16 protein-coding genes are annotated in these 18,535 nt (G+C 34.7%); 11 read left to right on the forward strand and 5 right to left on the reverse strand.

Annotated elements, in window-relative coordinates; all coding sequences use genetic code 11:
• Window positions 1-49: 49 nt before the first annotated feature.
• Window positions 50-871, reverse strand: coding sequence for a DUF2807 domain-containing protein (locus tag OXQ85_RS10665; RefSeq protein WP_267404322.1), 822 nt, complete (start codon window positions 869-871; stop codon window positions 50-52).
• Between the two features lie 59 nt (window positions 872-930).
• On the opposite strand from OXQ85_RS10665, the gene OXQ85_RS10670 reads away from it, so the two are divergent.
• Together OXQ85_RS10670 and OXQ85_RS10675 are read left to right on the forward strand one after the other, a co-directional pair.
• Complete coding sequence (locus OXQ85_RS10670) at window positions 931-3,069, forward strand: M3 family metallopeptidase (RefSeq protein ID WP_267404324.1); 2,139 nt, start codon at window positions 931-933, stop codon at window positions 3,067-3,069.
• A gap of 214 nt (window positions 3,070-3,283) precedes the next feature.
• Window positions 3,284-3,661, forward strand: coding sequence for a YchJ family protein (locus OXQ85_RS10675; RefSeq protein ID WP_267404326.1), 378 nt, complete (start codon window positions 3,284-3,286; stop codon window positions 3,659-3,661).
• A gap of 172 nt (window positions 3,662-3,833) precedes the next feature.
• On the opposite strand, the gene OXQ85_RS10680 is transcribed toward OXQ85_RS10675, so the two are convergent.
• A complete protein-coding gene (locus tag OXQ85_RS10680) occupies window positions 3,834-4,334 on the reverse strand; it encodes a peptidylprolyl isomerase (protein ID WP_267404328.1) in 501 nt (166 codons plus the stop codon).
• A gap of 112 nt (window positions 4,335-4,446) precedes the next feature.
• Window positions 4,447-4,692, reverse strand: a complete 246-nt coding sequence (locus OXQ85_RS10685; protein ID WP_267404330.1) for a VF530 family protein — start codon at window positions 4,690-4,692, stop codon at window positions 4,447-4,449.
• Window positions 4,693-5,576: 884 nt separating this feature from the next.
• Between OXQ85_RS10685 and OXQ85_RS10690 the strand changes: the two genes are divergently transcribed.
• The 9 genes from OXQ85_RS10690 to OXQ85_RS10730 all read left to right on the forward strand — a co-directional run bounded on the left by OXQ85_RS10690 (window position 5,577) and on the right by OXQ85_RS10730 (window position 14,886).
• Window positions 5,577-5,729, forward strand: a complete 153-nt coding sequence (locus OXQ85_RS10690) for a hypothetical protein (RefSeq protein ID WP_267404332.1) — start codon at window positions 5,577-5,579, stop codon at window positions 5,727-5,729.
• Window positions 5,726-6,931: an exonuclease SbcCD subunit D gene (locus OXQ85_RS10695; protein WP_267404334.1), complete on the forward strand. Its 1,206-nt coding sequence runs from the start codon at window positions 5,726-5,728 to the stop codon at window positions 6,929-6,931. The genes OXQ85_RS10690 and OXQ85_RS10695 overlap by 4 nt, the downstream gene beginning before the upstream one ends.
• A gap of 3 nt (window positions 6,932-6,934) precedes the next feature.
• The gene (locus OXQ85_RS10700; protein WP_267404336.1) at window positions 6,935-9,964 is read left to right on the forward strand and encodes an SbcC/MukB-like Walker B domain-containing protein; all 3,030 of its coding nucleotides are present in this window, start codon (window positions 6,935-6,937) and stop codon (window positions 9,962-9,964) included.
• A gap of 125 nt (window positions 9,965-10,089) precedes the next feature.
• A complete protein-coding gene (locus OXQ85_RS20710) occupies window positions 10,090-11,178 on the forward strand; it encodes a sensor histidine kinase (RefSeq protein WP_267404338.1) in 1,089 nt (362 codons plus the stop codon).
• Between the two features lie 5 nt (window positions 11,179-11,183).
• Entirely contained in the window at window positions 11,184-11,858 is a 675-nt protein-coding gene (locus OXQ85_RS10710; protein ID WP_267404340.1) for a LytTR family DNA-binding domain-containing protein, read from the forward strand.
• A 403-nt stretch (window positions 11,859-12,261) separates the two neighbouring features.
• Complete coding sequence (locus OXQ85_RS10715) at window positions 12,262-13,002, forward strand: intradiol ring-cleavage dioxygenase (RefSeq protein ID WP_267404342.1); 741 nt, start codon at window positions 12,262-12,264, stop codon at window positions 13,000-13,002.
• Window positions 13,003-13,147: 145 nt separating this feature from the next.
• Window positions 13,148-13,795, forward strand: coding sequence for a hypothetical protein (locus OXQ85_RS10720; protein WP_267404344.1), 648 nt, complete (start codon window positions 13,148-13,150; stop codon window positions 13,793-13,795).
• 79 nt (window positions 13,796-13,874) lie between these two features.
• On the forward strand, window positions 13,875-14,066 hold the full coding sequence (locus OXQ85_RS10725) for a hypothetical protein (RefSeq protein WP_267404346.1): 192 nt from the start codon (window positions 13,875-13,877) through the stop codon (window positions 14,064-14,066).
• Between the two features lie 310 nt (window positions 14,067-14,376).
• A complete protein-coding gene (locus tag OXQ85_RS10730; RefSeq protein WP_267404348.1) occupies window positions 14,377-14,886 on the forward strand; it encodes a hypothetical protein in 510 nt (169 codons plus the stop codon).
• A gap of 128 nt (window positions 14,887-15,014) precedes the next feature.
• Here OXQ85_RS10730 and OXQ85_RS10735 read toward each other — a convergent pair whose 3' ends face one another.
• Together OXQ85_RS10735 and OXQ85_RS10740 are read right to left on the reverse strand one after the other, a co-directional pair.
• Window positions 15,015-16,040, reverse strand: coding sequence for an LLM class flavin-dependent oxidoreductase (locus OXQ85_RS10735; protein ID WP_267404350.1), 1,026 nt, complete (start codon window positions 16,038-16,040; stop codon window positions 15,015-15,017).
• A 230-nt stretch (window positions 16,041-16,270) separates the two neighbouring features.
• Window positions 16,271-18,412, reverse strand: coding sequence for a S9 family peptidase (locus OXQ85_RS10740; protein ID WP_267404352.1), 2,142 nt, complete (start codon window positions 18,410-18,412; stop codon window positions 16,271-16,273).
• Between the last annotated feature and the right edge of the window lie 123 nt (window positions 18,413-18,535).

Raw genomic sequence — 18,535 nt, forward strand, 5'->3', positions numbered from 1 at the left:
GTTTCGGTGGCCTTCGGCCGCCGAAACTTATTCTATAATGTATCAATTTCTATTGAATATTTACACTTCCTCCGCTGCTTTCTCTTTTATTGACTGTAGAAACATTTCCTTTTTTATAAACATTCACACTTCCTCCCGACGACGCATCTGCATCAACTTTGGAAAGTGCGCTAATCTCAATGCTTGATCCGCTTGAAGATTCAGCTTTTACATTATCTGCAATCACGTCTTTGGCATTCACGCTACTTCCTGACGAAGAAGAAATTTCTGCATTTTTAGCCTTGCCGGAAATATCCACACTTGCTGCAGAAGAAGCATCCAAATCAAGGTCAACTGCCCAAATTTTTCCAGAATAACTACTGCTGCTGCTTACTGAAATTTCAAAATCGTTAGCTTCCAGATCTCCGGAAATACTTGCAGCACTCGAAATATCAATATTCGTTTTTTCCTGAGTGAACTTATCTTTTACATTGATACTTGCTGCGGAATTTGCTTTCAACTTTGTGAAATCTCTCGTATAAATCTTCGCAGTTACCTTATTATTGTTCATTACCCGAATTCCCGGTTTGTAATGAATATGAAGTTCTTTTCCGTCAATATCCACCAAAACTTCATTAATGATACTTTCAGGCGCGGAGATTACTACTCTTTCGGTTTCAGATTTTATAATTTCGGCATTAATGGCTTGAGAAACCTCAATTTCATCAAAATCGCCGCTTATTTCCTTCTGTTTTAATGGTCCATTATCTTTACTGACAACCTTTTCAACCCATGTATTTTTATCATTTTCGTGGGATCTTCGTTCATGTTTTTCGTTACACGAAGACAGTAAAAGGAAGGCTGAGAATATAAAAAGCGGTGTAGATTTCATGTTAAATGGTTTTATGAATTAAGTTTTAGTTATCTTTATACTTTATTAACAACTAATTTATGAAAAATATTACATCGGTATTATTAATTTCTGCATTAGCATTTAATTACTCTTGTACTACAATGAAAAAAACCGATACACAACAGGAAATCACAATTCCTGCTTCATTAGCTTCAAACCCTTTCATGAAGAAAAGCAAGCTTCAGTACGAAGCTCCGGAGTTTGATAAAATTAAAAACGAACATTTTAAACCTGCTTTTGATTTCGGATTACAACAACACGATGCTGAAATCCTGAAAATTGCCAACAATCCTGAAGCTCCGACTTTCGAAAATACGATTGTAGCCTTAGAACAAAGCGGGGAAATTCTGAAAAGAGCAACGATTGTATTTTCAAACCTTACAAGTGCCAACACAAACCCTACTCTGCAGGCTTTAGATGAAGAATACGCTCCGATTTTCGCGGCTCATTCTGATAAAATGTATCTGAATGAAAATCTTTATAAAAGAATTAAAGCTATTTCTGAAAATGGTTTAGATTCTGAAAGCAAAAGGTTATTACAATATTATAAGCAAAATTTTGAAATAGCAGGAGCCAATCTTTCTTCTGCTGATAAGGAAAAATTAAAGCAAATCAATCAGGAATTGGCTTCACTTTCGACTCAATATTCCAACAAATTATTGGAAGCGAGAAAGCAAGGCGGAGTTTTCTTTAATGATGCTAAAGAATTAGACGGACTTTCAGCTGATGAAATCGCAGCGGCAGCTTCTGATGCTAAAAATGCAGGAAAACCTGGTCAATATTTATTGGCTTTACAAAATACCACGCAACAGCCTCTTTTACAAAACCTTAAAAACAGAGCAACCAGAGAAAAACTGTTCAAAGCTTCTTGGTTGAGAGCTGAAAAAGGTGACGGAAACGACACGAGAGAAACGATTGAAAAATTAGCTAAACTTAGACTTAAAAAAGCTCAGGTTTTAGGTAAGAAAAGTTTCGCAGAATGGAAATTGCAGGATCAGATGGCAAAAAATCCTGAAGCGGCAACCAACTTAATGAATCAAATTGCAACTCCTGCCGTAGAAACTGCAAGACGTGAAGCAAAAGATATTCAGGATTTGATCGATCAACAAAAAGGAGGTTTCAAAGTTGAACCTTGGGACTGGAATTTTTACGCTGAACAAGTAAGAAAAGCGAAATTCGATTTAGATGAAAATCAAATCAAGCCTTATTTTGAAATTACAACGGTTTTGGAAAAAGGTGTTTTCTTCGCAGCTGAAAAATTTTATGGATTGACTTTCAAAAAAAGAACAGATCTTCCAGTTTATCATCCAGATGTGGTAACGTACGAAGTTTTCGATCACGACGGGAAATCTATCGCAATCTATTACTTAGACTTCTACACGAGAGATTCTAAAAATGGTGGTGCATGGATGAGTAACTTCGTTGAACAATCTTATTTGCTAGGAACAAAACCTGTCATTGTCAACTGCTACAATTATCAGAAGCCAGCTCCTGGAAAACCTTCTTTAATTAGTTATGATGATGTAACAACAATCTTCCATGAATTTGGTCACTCTATTCACGGAATGTTCGCCAGCCAAAAATATCCTTCACTTTCAGGAACGAATGTACCAAGAGATTTCGTGGAATTCCCTTCACAAATCAATGAACATTGGGCTTTAGATCCTATTGTTTTGAAAAATTACGCGTTACATTACGAAACAAAACAGCCAATTCCACAGGCTTTGGTTGATAAAATTAAAAAAGCAGCAACCTTCAATCAAGGATATATGACTACCGAATTGGTTTCTGCTGCCGAACTGGATATGGATTGGCATACAGTAACGAATGAAAGTCAATTAATTCCTGTCTTAGATTTCGAAAAACAATCTTTAACAAAACACGGATTTACTTTGGCAACCGTTCCTCCAAGATATCACACACCATATTTTGCACACATCTGGGGCGGTGGTTATTCTGCAGGATATTACGCCTATTTGTGGTCTGAAACTTTGGATAACGACGCTTGGGAATGGATTTCTAAGAACGGCGGACTGACGAGAGAAAACGGAGATCGGTTCAGAAAATATATTCTTTCGGTAGGAAATTCTGTGGATCTGAATCAGGCATTCAGAGATTTTACAGGACACGATCCGGATATCAAGCCTTTATTGAGAAACAGAGGTTTTATTAAATAAATTTTTAAAAGCATTCAATTTTGGATGCTTTTTTTGATTTTTTCTAAACACTAATGGCTCTAATGTTTTTCACGGATCGCGCTACTAACTATCTCGCAGATTTCGCAGATGTTTGTATTTTAATTCTCCATGATAATATTAAATCTGCGTCATCTGTAAAATCTGAGAGAGAAAAATATTAATGTAAATTTGCGTTTAAATAAAATTTAGAAAAATGAATTGTCCCTGCTGTTCAGGAAAATCTTACGAAGAATGTTGCCAACCTTATCACACCGGAGAAAAAAATGCACCTACAGCAGAAGCATTAATGCGTTCGAGGTTTTCGGCGTTTGCCATTCCGAATGGAGGATATTTAATGGAAACCACCTCTCCGTCCAAAAGAAAATATCACAATAAAAAGGATTTGCAGGAATGGGGAGAAATCAATGAATGGACGAAACTTGAAATTGTGGATAAACCATCTATGAATAAAGTGGAATTTAAAGCTTTTTATACTGATCAGGATGGTCAGAAGCAGGTTCATCATGAGTTATCAACATTCAAAATGATCCAAAATCGTTGGTTTTATGTGAGTGGTGAGTTTTTAGATTAAATATAAATCCTCTGGTTGGTCATCGCAAAGGCACTAAGTTTTTTATAGCCATTATGGTTTAAGGCGCAAGGATTTTATCTTCGATAAAATTGATTGTATGATATTTTATAGTAATTCAAACAAAAAAATGTCCAGCATTTCTGCCGGACATTCATATTTTTTTAGAAAACTCTTAGTGAGCTTCGTTTCCGTCGATTCCGTGCGCGTGACCGTGAGACAACTCCTCTTCAGTCGCAGGACGAGTATTTAAAACTTCCACCTGGAAATCCAACACTTTACCAGCCATTGGGTGATTAAGATCTGCAACCACTGCTTCAGGAGTAACTTCTACTACAAATGCCTGGAAATTATTTCCTTGATTGTCAGACAAAGGCAAGATAGCTCCTACTGGCGGAATTCCAGATTCTGCGAACATATCGATTGGCAACTGAGCGATAGCATCTTCTTGCTTTTCACCGTAAGCTTCTTCTGGCTGAATTACAAAATCTGCCTTATCACCTGCTTTCAAACCAAGGATATTTTGTTCAAACTTAGGAATCATCATTCCCACACCGTATAAGAATGTTAATGGATTTTCTGCTGTTGTTTCTTCTACTAAAACCTTTGTTCCATCTTCTTCTATCGTGTGAAGGATGTACTTTACAGCTACAACATGATTGTTTTCGATTGTCATATTTTAATTTTTTGTCGTGAGTTTCAGTTCACGATTAATTGTACAAATATACTGCTTTTGAAATCATTGATCGAGTAATTGGGTTGAAACAAGAATTCCCTCCATATTACTTCTACCCTTTTCTTTCGTCTCTTTTTTTCTGTCTTAGTACAAAAAGATATAAACTTTCCACCTTTGTCCTCGCCCAATCTGTTTTTCTCAAAAACTTCAGTGAAGAACTGATACTGGGATTATCTGTAAAACATTTGATATTAATCTGCTCGCCCAACTTTTCAAAACCATTGTAATAATCTACCAATTCCTCAAGAATGGCGTCCAGTCTTTTTCCGTGAAGCGGATCTTTTGATTGCTGTTCCATAATGCTGTAAAGATATTGATTTCATTTCTAAAGCAAACAGGGCTCAGTCTCAAAACTTGGGGAGAAAATAGATAAGCTTTATTATTGTCTTTTATAAGTGAAACGGCATTGCCTCAATTATAAAATTGATTTAATCTGAATCGGCGAAACTTCGTTTTGTGAAACTTAAAAACATATCATAATCATAAAACTCTGTGGGCTTTGTGTTCAAAGTGTAAGATTTTGAATTTTTATAGTTAAAACAGTTAAATACTGCTATCATTTGCTGAGTAGAACGCCCTTGCGACCGAAAATAGGCATAATGAGACACAAAGCCTTAGCGATCAATAGCGTTAAAGAAGAAAATTAACAATTGCTTGATTTTTATTTTCTAATACTATGCTTAGATTCCTACGGGGATGACAAACTTTTTGGATAATCCCCAAATTTTGTAACTGATCCGCAAACAGATTCCAGAAACTAGCTTGGTTTTATGATTTAAAATTGCATTTGATTACAAACAATAGTAAAACAAACCAAATACAATTGCAGTTGATTACAAACAATGGTGAAACAGACAAAATGCAAACGCAGGAAGTCACAAACAACCTTGAAACAAATCAAATGCAGTTGTATTTCATTACAAACAACCTTGTATGAAACTTTGTAAAAAGTATGCAGGTTATAAACAAACTCGCTGGAAGAAAAGATCCTGTTAATCAAAGAATGACTACGCTTTATCCATGTGATTATGACTAAACCTCACAGGTTTTAAAAACCTGTGAGGTTTGATGACTCATTATAAAATATTTCATCAACCTTAGATTGAAAAATTGCTTTCCCCCTTAATCTTTAGTATTTTTGATCATCTATTCATATAAAATTACTTTTGGGAATACATTGATATGAGCAAAAATAACGAAGCCAACAGGCAAAAAAATAAAAAGAAGATCGATCAGAAAAAACGGAAGCAACAAAATGCGGAAGCAGAAAGAAAAGCACGTTTAAAACAGATTCGCGAAGATTTTAAAGCAAGAGAAGAGAACGATACAATATGAAAATTCTACATACCGCCGACTGGCATTTAGGGAAACGCCTCGACCGTTTTTCAAGACTTGAAGAACAGGTTTCTATTATGGATGAAATTGTTCAAATTGCTGATGAACAAAATGTAGACATTGTTTTGATTGCTGGAGATCTTTTTGACAATTTCAATCCGAGTGTGGAAGCGGTAGAATTATTTTATAAAACCCTGAAACGTTTATCATTAAACGGAAAACGTCCCGTAATTGCGATCGCTGGAAATCATGATTCTCCCAATCTCATCAATGCTCCCGATCCTTTGGCGCGTGAGTGCGGCATTATTCTTATTGGTCATCCCAAAGCGAAGATCAATCCTTTTGAAACCGAATATTTTACGATTTCAAAATCGGAAGAAGGTTTTATAGAATTAGTATTAAAAAATTCAGAAACTCCTATTCGTATTCTTCACACGCCTTACGCGAATGAAATTCGTTTAAAAGAATATTTTGGAGAAAATAAAGAAGAGGAAATCAACAACGTTTTAGCAGAAAACTGGAAATACCTTGCCGATGAATTCTGTGATGAAAACGGAATCAATATTCTCACGGCTCATTTATATATGAACAAAAAAGGAAACGAAATTATTGAAGAGCCTGAAGGTGAAAAGCCCATTAAAATAGGCAATGCAGATCTTATTTTTTCAGACATCATTCCGCATCAGATTCAGTATACCGCATTGGGACATTTGCACGGATTTCAAAATATCGGAACTGTTGAAAAACCTGTTATCTATTCATCTTCGCCACTTTGTTACAGTTTTAGTGAAGCCGGACAAAAAAAATATATTTCTATCATTAATGCAGAAAGCGGAAAAAACGTTTCTTTTGAAAAAATACAGTTAGAAAGCGGAAAAAGTTTAGTACGAAAAACATTTGATTCCGTAGAAAACGCGGTTAACTGGCTCACAGAAAATCCTCATACTTTTGTTGAATTAACATTAGAAAGCACCACATTTCTGACGGCTGACGAAAGAAAACTATTATATCAGTCGCATAACGGAATTGTCTATCTGATTCCTAAAATTAAAAATCAGGAATTTGCTGAAAATTCGATTCATGAGATCAATTTAAACCAAAATATAGAAACTCTGTTTCAGGATTATTTTAAATCTAAAAACGGCGGCCAGGAAGCCAATGAAGACTTAATGAATTTGTTTAACGAAATTTTAAATGCCTAAGCCATGATCCCTGTTCAGCTCACTATCGAAGGACTTTACTCTTATCAGGAAAGACAGATCATTGATTTTAAAAATCTTACCGATGCTGGTTTGTTCGGTATTTTTGGTTCCGTAGGTTCCGGAAAATCATCTATTCTTGAAGCCATTTCTTTTGCCCTTTATGGCGAAACAGAACGTCTGAATATGCGTGATAAAAGAGCGTATAATATGATGAATTTAAAATCGCACACTTCCTATATTGAGTTTGATTTTTTGAATTTTGAAAACAAACTGTTCCGTGCGACAAGAGATTTTCGACGTAATTCTAAAAAATTTGACGATGTAAAACCAAGTTCGGTTACTTTTTATCAGCAGATTGAGGGGAAATGGATTCCTTTGGAGCATTCGAATGCCGAGCAAATTATCGGACTGAATTATGCTAATTTCAAACGAACCATCATTATTCCGCAAGGTCAGTTTAAAGAATTTTTAGAACTTGGCGCGACGGAAAGAACGACGATGATGAAGGAAATCTTCAACCTTCAGCGTTTTGATCTTCAGAATAATGTAGCTTCTCTGAATGTTAAAAACAGATCTGAACTCGATCAGCTGGATGGGCAGTTAAAAGGTTTTGAAGAAATTACCGAGGAACAGATTTCTGCGCAAAAAGAAACTTTAAAAACGGAACAACACAAGTTTTCAGAAGCAAAAGATAATTTCCAAAAAATTTCGGCGAGCTTTCAACAGCTTAAAAATCTAAAAACAGATTTTGAAAATTTAAAACAGAAAAAAGAAAACTTCAGCAACCTTTCTGCGCAAAAAGCGGAAATTGATATTTTAGAAACCCAAACTGATATTTACGACCGAGTTTCCAGAATTTTCAATCCTCTATTGGCTGAAAAAGATAAACTTTCAAAAGAAATTTCGGCAAAGCGATCTGATGCTGAAAAACAAAATACCACTGTTAAGAAAACCGAAGCTCAATTTCATTTCATAAAAGAACAGCTTACCGCTATTCAGCCGAAGTTTGAGGCATTGGAGCAATCTAAAATACAGGAAAACGACCTGAATTTAATTGTGCAGATTCTCAATTATTCCGATGAAATTAAAAAACTTAAGGAAAGAACTCAAAAAGGTTCAAAGGAAGTTCAGGAAGTTGAAGAAAAAAGAAAAAATATTCAGCACAATATCGATCTTCTTTCCAAGGAAGCCGAAACTTTAAAGCCAAAGAAACTTGATTCCAATCTTCTTTTACAGGTTGGAAACTGGTTTATTCAACAAAAGAATTTAAAAAAATCGCAAGAAGATCAATCTGAAAAAATAAAAAAACAGGAATTACAGATTCAGCAAATTTCAGATGAATTAAAAGCATTTCCTGAAAATTTCAAAGAAAACTTTCAACAGAAAAAGGAAAACCTTGAGATTCAAAAGAAAGAATTTTTACAAAAACTGGATCATTTAAAAATTCAGCAAGAGTTAGCAAAATTCTCGAGTGAACTTCATAACGGTGAAGCTTGTCCGCTTTGTGGATCTTCTGAACATCCGAATATTGTGGAATTTCATGATGTACATTCAGAATTGAAAGAATTTGAGGAAAAAGTTCAATCTGTAGATAAAGAATTAATCAACCTACAAAAAAAGGAAAATGAGATTGATAAAATTCTGGAAAGAAAAGGAATTTTTGAAAATCAATTAAAAGCTGAACAGGAAATTATTTCAGACATTCAACATCATATTGAAAATCATCTAAAACAATTTATCTGGACTGAATTCAGCTATGAAAAAGAAGCTGAATTTGAGGCAAAACGTAGCTCTTCTCTCGAGGCCGAAAAGCAAATTGAGCAATTGAATCAAACTATTTTCAAGGAAAGGGAAACCTTAGCTAAAGAAATTGAAAATTTAGAAAAATACCAAAAGGCACTTGAAACGTTTAAAATTCAGGAAGCTAAAAAAGAGGAGCAAATTAATAGCAACCGTTCTAATTTAAAAATACTGAATTGGGAAAATTATTCTGATAAAACAACAGAAGAAATTGAAAATATTTATCACACACTGTCAAAATCCAATACTGAGACAGAGAAAAATTATCATGAATTAGTTCAGAAAGAAAAACAAATTTCTCCAAAACTGGCAGAAGAAAAAGCCATTTTGAATCAGTTGGAAAAACAGATTTCAGAATTAAAGCTGGAAATTTTGTCGAATACGGAATTAATCAACGCTTCATTAAGTCAAAACAATTTTAATAGTTTTTCTGAAATCGAAACGATTCTGCATCAAAAAATAAATGTTGAAGAAAGGAGAAATTGGATCCAAAAATTCAAAATCGATTTTGAAACATTAAAGAACGGAATTCATGAATTAGAAGAAAAACTAAAAGATTTTTCTTTTGATCATGAACAGTTTGCGGCCAAAGAAAATGAATTTAATGATGCAGAAAATCATTTAAAGCAAATTAATGATCTGGTTGTAAAATTATCATCGGAAATCGAAAGACTTGAACAAGAATACCGCAAAAAAGAAGATTTACTGAAAGAATTATCTCAACTTCAAAAGCGTTCTGAAAATCTAAAAGTAATGACCAATCTTTTTAAAGCTGCCGGTTTTGTACAATATGTTTCATCAATTTATCTGCGACAGCTTTGCGATCATGCCAATATCCGATTCCATAGAATGACGCGAAATCAACTCAGTTTGCAACTGAATGAAAATAATGATTTTGAAATTATCGATTACCTGAATGAAGGTCGCAGCAGAAGTGTAAAAACCTTGTCTGGTGGGCAATCTTTTCAGGTTTCTTTGAGTCTAGCGCTTGCTTTGGCAGAAAGTGTCCAAGCTAATGCCCAATCAGATAAAAACTTTTTTTTCATTGACGAAGGCTTTGGGACCCAGGATCTTGAATCTGTAAATATTGTATTTGAAACATTGAATGCACTTCAAAAAGAAAACAGAATTGTAGGAATTATTTCGCATGTGGAAGAGCTGAAAGAAAAAATTCCTGTTGCACTGGAAATTGTGAAAGATGAAGAACGCGGAAGCTTGATCCATATCGTTTAAATGCAATCGCTGGAAGATGGATGGTTGAAGCAGGAGGTTTAAAGTGGTCATTTTATTTATTGAAGTGTCTTTCATATGATAATGTCCTTCGTATTTTATTTATATTTGAATAAAAATATTAGTTAGTGAAGAAAATATGGCCACATATTATACTGATTCCATTACTGTTAACAATTCCGATCGTTTCGTCTCCGGATTTTGACGGTACGTTATCTGTTTTCAGAGTTTCGCCATTTCAGCGGGAATTTATTCGTTTTGTAATGGTGATTATCTTCTTTTATGTCAATCTGAATATTTTTCTACCAAAGCTTTACAATCAGAAAAAATATTTAGCCTTCACCGTTTGTATTTTAATCTGTTTTGGAATGATGATTTTTCTGCCTTATTATCTGGCTTCAGAAAATATTTTCTCCGGACAGCCCTCTCAAATGGAACTGGGGCCACCCCCAATGCATTATCCCAATGGAGATTTTCCTCCTCCTTCAATGGACAGAGCTCCTCATGAAAATTTCGGACCGAGAAATGAAGGTTCTTATCGACAGATGATCTTTTCCTCTGTATTGCCCTTTCTTTTTTCTTTCCTTTCTTCACTTTTTATTTTCAGAAATAATGAGAAAAAAGAACTGGAAAAATCGAAAGCAAAAGCCGAACTGTTAAATTTAAAATATCAACTTCAACCGCACTTTTTGTTTAATATTTTAAATTCCATTTATTCTTTGGCATTGTTGAAATCAGATGATGCTCCGAATGGAATTTTAAAGCTCTCGAATGTAATGCGGTATGTGGTTCAGGAAAGCAGTAAAGATTTCGTTGAATTAGATAAAGAAATCGAATATTTAAAGGATTATATTGCGCTTCAATTGGTAAGAACAGACAGCAGTTTAGATTTTTCTTATACCGAAATCGGAGAAATGAAAGGACTGAAAATTGCCCCTTTTATTTTGGTGAATTTTATTGAAAATGCCTTCAAATATGGTTTTAATGCCGAAGAAAACTCAAAAATTGCAGTAAAAGTAATTGTTCAAGAAGATATTCTGAGCTTCAATGTTTTCAATAATATTGTGAATAAAAAAGTAGCTGACGAAAACAGTCTGAAAGTTGGTCTAAAAAATACGATAGAACATTTACAGCAAACCTATCCGGACAAACATACTCTGGAAATGAACAACAACGGAGCTACTTTTGAAGTGGATTTAAAAATTAATTTAATCTAAAAAATATGATAAAAGCCATTGCTTTGGACGATGAAATTCTCGCACTCAAAATTATTGAGAATTATGCAGGAAAAATTGAAAATCTTTCTCTTGAAAAGATCTTCAATACCCAAAGTGATGCCCAAAAATATTTAAACAAATTTCCTGTTGACCTCATCTTTTTAGATATCGAAATGCCATCCAAAAACGGAATGGATTTCTACAAAAATATCTCCCAAAATACCAAAGTTATTTTCACAACGGCTTATTCTGAGTATGCTGTTGATGCTTTCAGCCTGAATGCCGTGGATTATTTATTGAAGCCATTTTCTTTTGAAAGATTTAAAGCCGCAGTGGAAAAAGTAAAAACCAATAATGAAACTGATGAGGTAAAACATCTTTCAATTCGTGCAGATTATAAGCTTCATAAGATCAATTTTGATGATATTCTGCTGATTGAAAGTCTGGATGATTATATTCAGATTCATTTAAAAGATCATTCGAAAATCATTGCGCGTTCTTCGATGAAAAATATTCTGGAAAAGCTTTCTGAAAAAGATTTTACCCGCGTTCACCGTTCTTATATTGTTCCGGTTCAGAATATCAAAACCATTGTTAACCGCAATATTCATATCGGAGATTTTATCATTCCGATTGGGGAAACTTATAAGGATGAGGTGATGAGGATTGTGAATAAATAACTTCTATTCTTTTGTTTCAAGACAAAAGAATCAAAAATTCAAGACTGGAAATAAAAACTAAAAATAAATTTTATTCTCTAAAAATTCTAAAACTCGCGCGAATTCAAAATTTTGTTTTATTTTCAGCATTGTTGTCACGCTCAAATAGTAGAATTTTTTTAACGCTCATAAAAATTTATTTTCTTAACGTTTTTATTTCCTAGGTCACATATTTCTTCCTGATCATATTCTTAACAACTCTTAAAAAACAATCATTTACCGACACATTTTATAAGTTTACCTCATAAATTTCACGGGGACGTTTTTTGAAAATACATTTGAAGTATAAAATTTGAAAAACAAAAAAATAGGCGAGAGCTATCCTAATTGTCTTTTAAAATAGTAACTCTAAAAACCCCGTATTATGAAAACAGTAACAAGAAAAGGATTTTTAAAAACTCTTGGATTAGCAGGCGTAACTGCTGTTGCTGCTCCTCTTTTAATCCGTTGCGGAAGTGATGATGATGTTTTAGATTCAACATCCGGCAGCTCGTCAGGTTCAGGCTCGTCTTCCACAGGATGTTCTGTGACGAATTCTGAAACAGAAGGCCCATTTCCTACAAAAGTACCTTCCAGTTTGGTTCAAACCAATATTGTGAGTGACAGAACGGGAGTTCCGTTAACCATTACCCTTACCATTCAGAATGTGAATGCAAGCTGTGCCAATTTACAAGGTGCCTTAGTAGATATCTGGCATTGTGATAAAGATGGAAATTATTCTGAATATGGCGGAACGGGAATGCAGTCGGCGAATTATACAACAGTTCATTTCCTGAGAGGAAGACAAACAACGGACGCTAACGGGCAGGTAGCTTTTACCTCTATTTTTCCGGGTTGGTATAATGGCAGAGCTACGCATATTCACGTTCATGTCTACAGTTCTTCCGGACACTCGCTTTTGGTGACTCAGATTGCATTTCCCGAAGGCAGTGACAGCGCGGTAGTGCTCGTAGGAGCCAGTACAGGCTACAAAGGCATGAGCGGATATACTTACAATGCGAATGATAACGTGTTCAGTGATGGAACCTCCAACGAAATGTCCAGTATTTCGGGAAGTGTCAGCGGAGGTTTTTCTCTGACCCACACCATAAAAGTTTCGGCTTAAATTGAAGAGAGAGGTTGTTTAATATTAGTTATTACCCGTTTCCACAAACGCACAGGCTTACACCGATCGAAACTATATATGTGAAGTGTTAAAAATCAAAAGCAAGGTGTTGATCTGTGCCTTGTGGAAATATTAAACCTAAGAAATGATGTTAGTTCAAAGTCCTTCAAAAATATTTAAATCTGATTTTTCTGTTTGGAAAAAGGAAAATTTGTCGTTGGTGAATGAAATTTTCTCGGGTGAAGAAAATATAAAACTGAAAAAAGCGGTCGAAATCATTGTAGATGAAAATGAAGTTTTTGATTTTCATTATCCGGAAAAAAGCAGCATTCTGGTCATTGTGTTATATGGTGAAATTTTAATCAATGATTTTGAAAAGCCTATTTCTTCAGAACAGATTTTCACCTTACAATCGATTGAAAGTAATATTTTAAAAATTCAGAATCATCTTCCGAATGAGAAAGCTGATATTTTATTGCTGGAATTTAAAAACAGAACCTCTGAAACCTTTTTTTCTGTTGAAAATTTAAACCTCAACGAAAAAAATACATTAATTCAAATTTCTGAAAATCTGAAATTCTCCAACTTCATCGGTTTGTATGACGGAAGAGAAGAACAGGAATATGCTTTATACAAAAAAGGAAAATCAATTTTCGGAATGGTAATCAACGGTGCTTTTGAATTCCAAAACCGGCTGATGGAAACCAGAGATGCTATTCTTCTTTCCGAAGTGGAAATTTTGGAATTTGAAGCATTAAGCGAAAATGCGCTGATTCTGTTTTTTGAAGTCTGAAACCATCGTGAAAAGAAGTGCTCCCAATTTGTTCCGAAGAGAAACTTTTTTTTTCATCCATTTAAATGAAAAATCTAGGGTGACGGTAGAATGTTATGCGGAAAACGGGACAAAACTTCAGACGATTCTTGATCAACAGGAACTTTCCGAAGGAAAACAGGAGATAAAATTTAGCGGAAATCAGTTAAAATCCGGAGTGTATCATTTGAAAATAATAATTGAAAATTCATCCGGGATATCCACTGAAAACCGAATCATAGAGATCACTTAATACATTTAGTGTTAGATATTTTTTTCATAATCAATTTGTTTTGAAATCAGGGTAGGCGTGGAAAACTGCCCTGATTTTATTAAAGAACTTGTTTAAGCTTTTTTATTCAACCGCAAAAGGCACAAAAGATTTTGATAATGTAATTAAAGCTTACTATTCAACAGAAAAAAAGAAAACATTAGCTCTTAAAAATCTTTGATTTTTATCCTTTTGAAAACTTTTAATGGTCTAGTAATACCTGTAAAAATAGCTTTTGCTTCTTTTGTGGTTAAAAAAATATTTAGTTTGAATAAGCTTAAAACGTAAAACAATGAAAGCAAAAATAAAACTGGCCTTCCGAATTGTCATCGATCAGAATTCTACGCTGACGTGGGATAAATATATTTTTGAAGACACCTATTTTGAATATAAAATTCAGCATCAGGTTTTTGATGAAAAAGAAAATCCGGTGAAAAATTACTGGGAATTGCTGACAAAAAATCCTCATGCAGAAAGAATTCCTTTTTTGTTGAGCGCTTCTGTTACCAACTATATTTCACAACTGAACGGCGAAATTAAAAGTCTTCCTGATGTGTTGGGAAATACATTTTTTCCGATCGAAAGTTTTAAACTCGACCTCATCAGCTCGAATGTGGAAGATTCTTCAAAACATAAAATCGGAATTACATTTTATACGCCTGAATTATTATTAATTGATATTATTGACAACAAATATCTTTTAAGTAAAAATCTCAACACAGAAAACGGATTTGAAACTTACATGTTTGCTTTTCATCCGCAGGTTGCAATTTCGTACTATGATTCAATTATAAAAGCATAGGATTTTATCCTATTCTGATTTAAATCGTTCTTTCAGGACTCACTAAAAGTGAAACGTTGCCTTTCGGCTTCATATAATTATTTAGAAGTAATTAAAACCTCCGTTGAGAATTCAACGGAGGTTGTTTTTTATAGATCTTTGATCGTCGGTTTTACTTCATTTCCGAACAATTCAATAGATTTCATCATCACATCATGTGCAGGATCTCCCACATCCATGTGACCGATAAATCTTGTAATTCCAAAGATTTCTTTCATATAAGCAATTTTATCAGCGACTTCTGCCGGACTTCCGATAAATAAAGCGCCATCTTTACTTTTTCCACCGTCATACTGCGCTTTGGTGTAAGGCGCCCAACCTCTTGACGAACCAATTCTGTCCATCTGAGATTTGTAATTATGAAAATATCCGTCTACCACATTTTGATTATCACTTACAAAAGTATGAGAGTGAATTGCAATCTGCATTTTAAACTCATCATGACCTGCTTTTAGATATTCGTGCTTATAAAATTCAATTAAATTTTTAAACTGAATCGGCATTCCTCCGATAATGGCTACCACCAAAGGCATTCCCAACTGAGCAGCACTTAAAACTGATTGCGGGGTTCCGCCAACTGCTCTCCAGATCGAAAGTTTTCCGTCATTCTTCGCTCTTGGATAAACCGTTTGATTTTGCATCGGCGCGCGAAGTTTTCCCGACCAAGAAACGTTTTCTTCTGAATTGATTTTTAATAATAATTCTAATTTTTCATCGAAAAGCTGTTCATAGTCATTCAAAGAATAACCGTACAATGGAAAAGATTCAATGAAACTTCCACGGCCTACGAAGATCTCGGCACGTCCATCAGAAATTAAATCTAATGTTGAAAAATCTTCATATACTTTTACAGGCTCGGATGAACTTAAAACCGTTACTCCACTTGCCAATTTTATATTTTTGGTGATACTTGCCGCCGCAGCCAAAACAATTTCGGGTGATGAAACCGCATAATCCGGACGGTGATGCTCGCCCATCGCAAAAACATCAATTCCGACCTCATCCATGAACTTCACCTGATCCAGAATTTCACGAATTTTCACGCCTGCGTCTCTATATTTTCCGGTTGACTGATCTAATGAAAGATCGCCAAACATTCCTATGCCTAATTCCATATTGTTGATTTTAGATAAGCAAAATTAGGATAATGGAACTTCAAAAACATTGATCTTTGGTAAGAATGGAATATGCTTTTTCTTTTGTCTTGAAACAATAGTATTCTCGCGCTTCGAACAGTGGAAATTTTTTAACGAATCAAATTTTAATTTTCTTAACGCTTCTGTTTCCCAGGTCGTTTAGATTTCAACAAATAAAAAATCCAGCCCTAAAAGACCGGATTTGTTTTTTATTTCTTTAAATTCTGATCAAAATAATCGGTGATTTTCTGCATCAAATGTACTCTGTCTTTCCCGATTACATTGTGCGGATGTCCCGGATAAACAAAATAGTCTAACTGCACTCCATTATCAACAGCCGATTTAATGAATTTCACGGAATGTTGCCAAACAACCACGTCATCCTGCGCTCCGTGAATCATCAGTAATTTTCCTTTCAGATTCTGAACTTTATCTAAAAGATTTGCCGTTGCATACCCTTGTGGATTTTCCTGCGGTGTATCCATATATCTTTCGCCGTACATGATTTCGTACATGCTCCAGTCGATTACAGGACCTCCTGCCACACCAACTTTGAAAACATCCGGTTTACGAAGCATGAAGCTTGTCGTCATAAATCCACCAAAACTCCAACCGTGGATTCCCAGTTTCTGAGCATCTACATAAGGAAGCGATTTCAAATAATCCACCCCTTTCATCTGGTCGTTCATTTCAGTAGTTCCCAAATTTCTGAAAACTGCCTGTTCGAATTTCAGACCACGATTCGCAGAACCTCTTCCATCCATCGTAAAAATGATGTATCCGTTTTGAGCCATATATTCGTACCAAAGATTTCCTGAAGCCGGGAAAGTATTTGTAATCAATTGTAAATGTGGTCCATTATATAAATAAACGATGGTCGGATATTTTTTGTTCGGATCGAAATTCGTTGGAAGAATGATCTTTCCGTATAAAGGCGTTCCGTCGTCTGCTTTTAATTCAATATTTTTAATTTCCGGACGCTGATAATTTTTTAAGGTATTTTCAGCAGTCAGAAGATTGTTTGATTTTAAGGTATTGGTGTTGATTAAATTAATACTTCGAGGCGTATTAGCATTGCTGTAAGAATCATACAAGTAATTTCCGTCACTGCTTAAAACTCCATTGTGTACTCCTTCTGCATTGTCTAAACGCTGCATTTTGAAGTTCGTCCAGTTGATTTTATACAAATGTTTTTCTAAAGGCGTTTCTTTCGTAGAAGTGAAATAAATTTCCTTTTTCTTATCATTAAAACCTAAAATATCAGTTACCAACCAATCACCTTTTGTAATCTGAGAAACCAATCCTTTCTCTACATTATAATGGAATAAATGATTGTACCCCGTTCTCTGACTTTGCCAAATAAAATCTGTATTTGAATTCGGGAAGAACGTCAACGGATGTTGTGGTTCAACATATTTATCGCTTGTTTCCTCAAATAAAGTTTTTACTAAATTTCCTGTTGCCGCATCATACTGATTCATTTTCATGTGATTCTGACATCTGTTCAGCACCGCGACGAAAATATATTTTGAATCCGGACTCCATGTAACTGCCGTTAAATATTGATCTTTTTCACCTTCAACATTCAGGAAAATTGTTTGTTGCGTTTTGATATTAAAAACGCCCAACGTCACCTGATGAGAAGTTTGCCCCGCCATCGGATATTTGATATTGTGGTTCACCGCAGGCGTTACCGACCAATCAATGATTGGATAATCTGCAACCATCGTCTGATCCATTCTGTAGAACGCTACACTTTCAGAATTTGGCGCAGGGAAAATTCCCGTATCGATCCCGAATTCGTTTCTGTGAACGTTTGCTGCTCCGTTTAGAATGTTTTCATTAGAATCATTCGTTACAGCAATTGTTTTTCCGTTTTTATTAACAAATAAATTATTTTTTACCGTAAAAGCAAAAGTTTGGTTATCACCAAAGACCTTCATATTTGAAGCCTCTTTATCAATTGACACAGAATTTTTCACTTTCCAGTCGCTTCCTGATTTTTCAACCCAAACCATTTTGTCGTTTGCATTGTAATATCCGTGGGAATTGCTGATGAATTTGATTTGTGGAACCGCTTTTAGTTTATTGTCCGCCAAATTTCTGTTCAACTGAGTTAAAGACACCAAGGTATCCTGTTTATTGGTTTTTAAATCAGTGATTAAATATCCGCCTTTCACAGCCTGAATGTATGATTTCCCATCATTCGACCATGAAAATTGTGAAATATTTTTAACGGCCAAGTTCGTTCTCAAGCCATTAACTGCCTCCGCCATTGTGAATTTCTGAGTCTGAGCGATTGCAGAACCACCCAAAACCAGCATCAATAAAGATAACTTATATAATTTCATTGCATAAAATTGAATCCATCAAAAATAAGAAATAAAAACGGTTCGTTAAGAAGTGTTAAATTAAAACATTCGTAAAATGAGATTGTGATATAGATAGGAAATAATTCTTACCTTAATATGAGG

This window comes from Chryseobacterium sp. GM_Chr_2 (assembly GCF_026540445.1).
Lineage (GTDB): Bacteria > Bacteroidota > Bacteroidia > Flavobacteriales > Weeksellaceae > Chryseobacterium.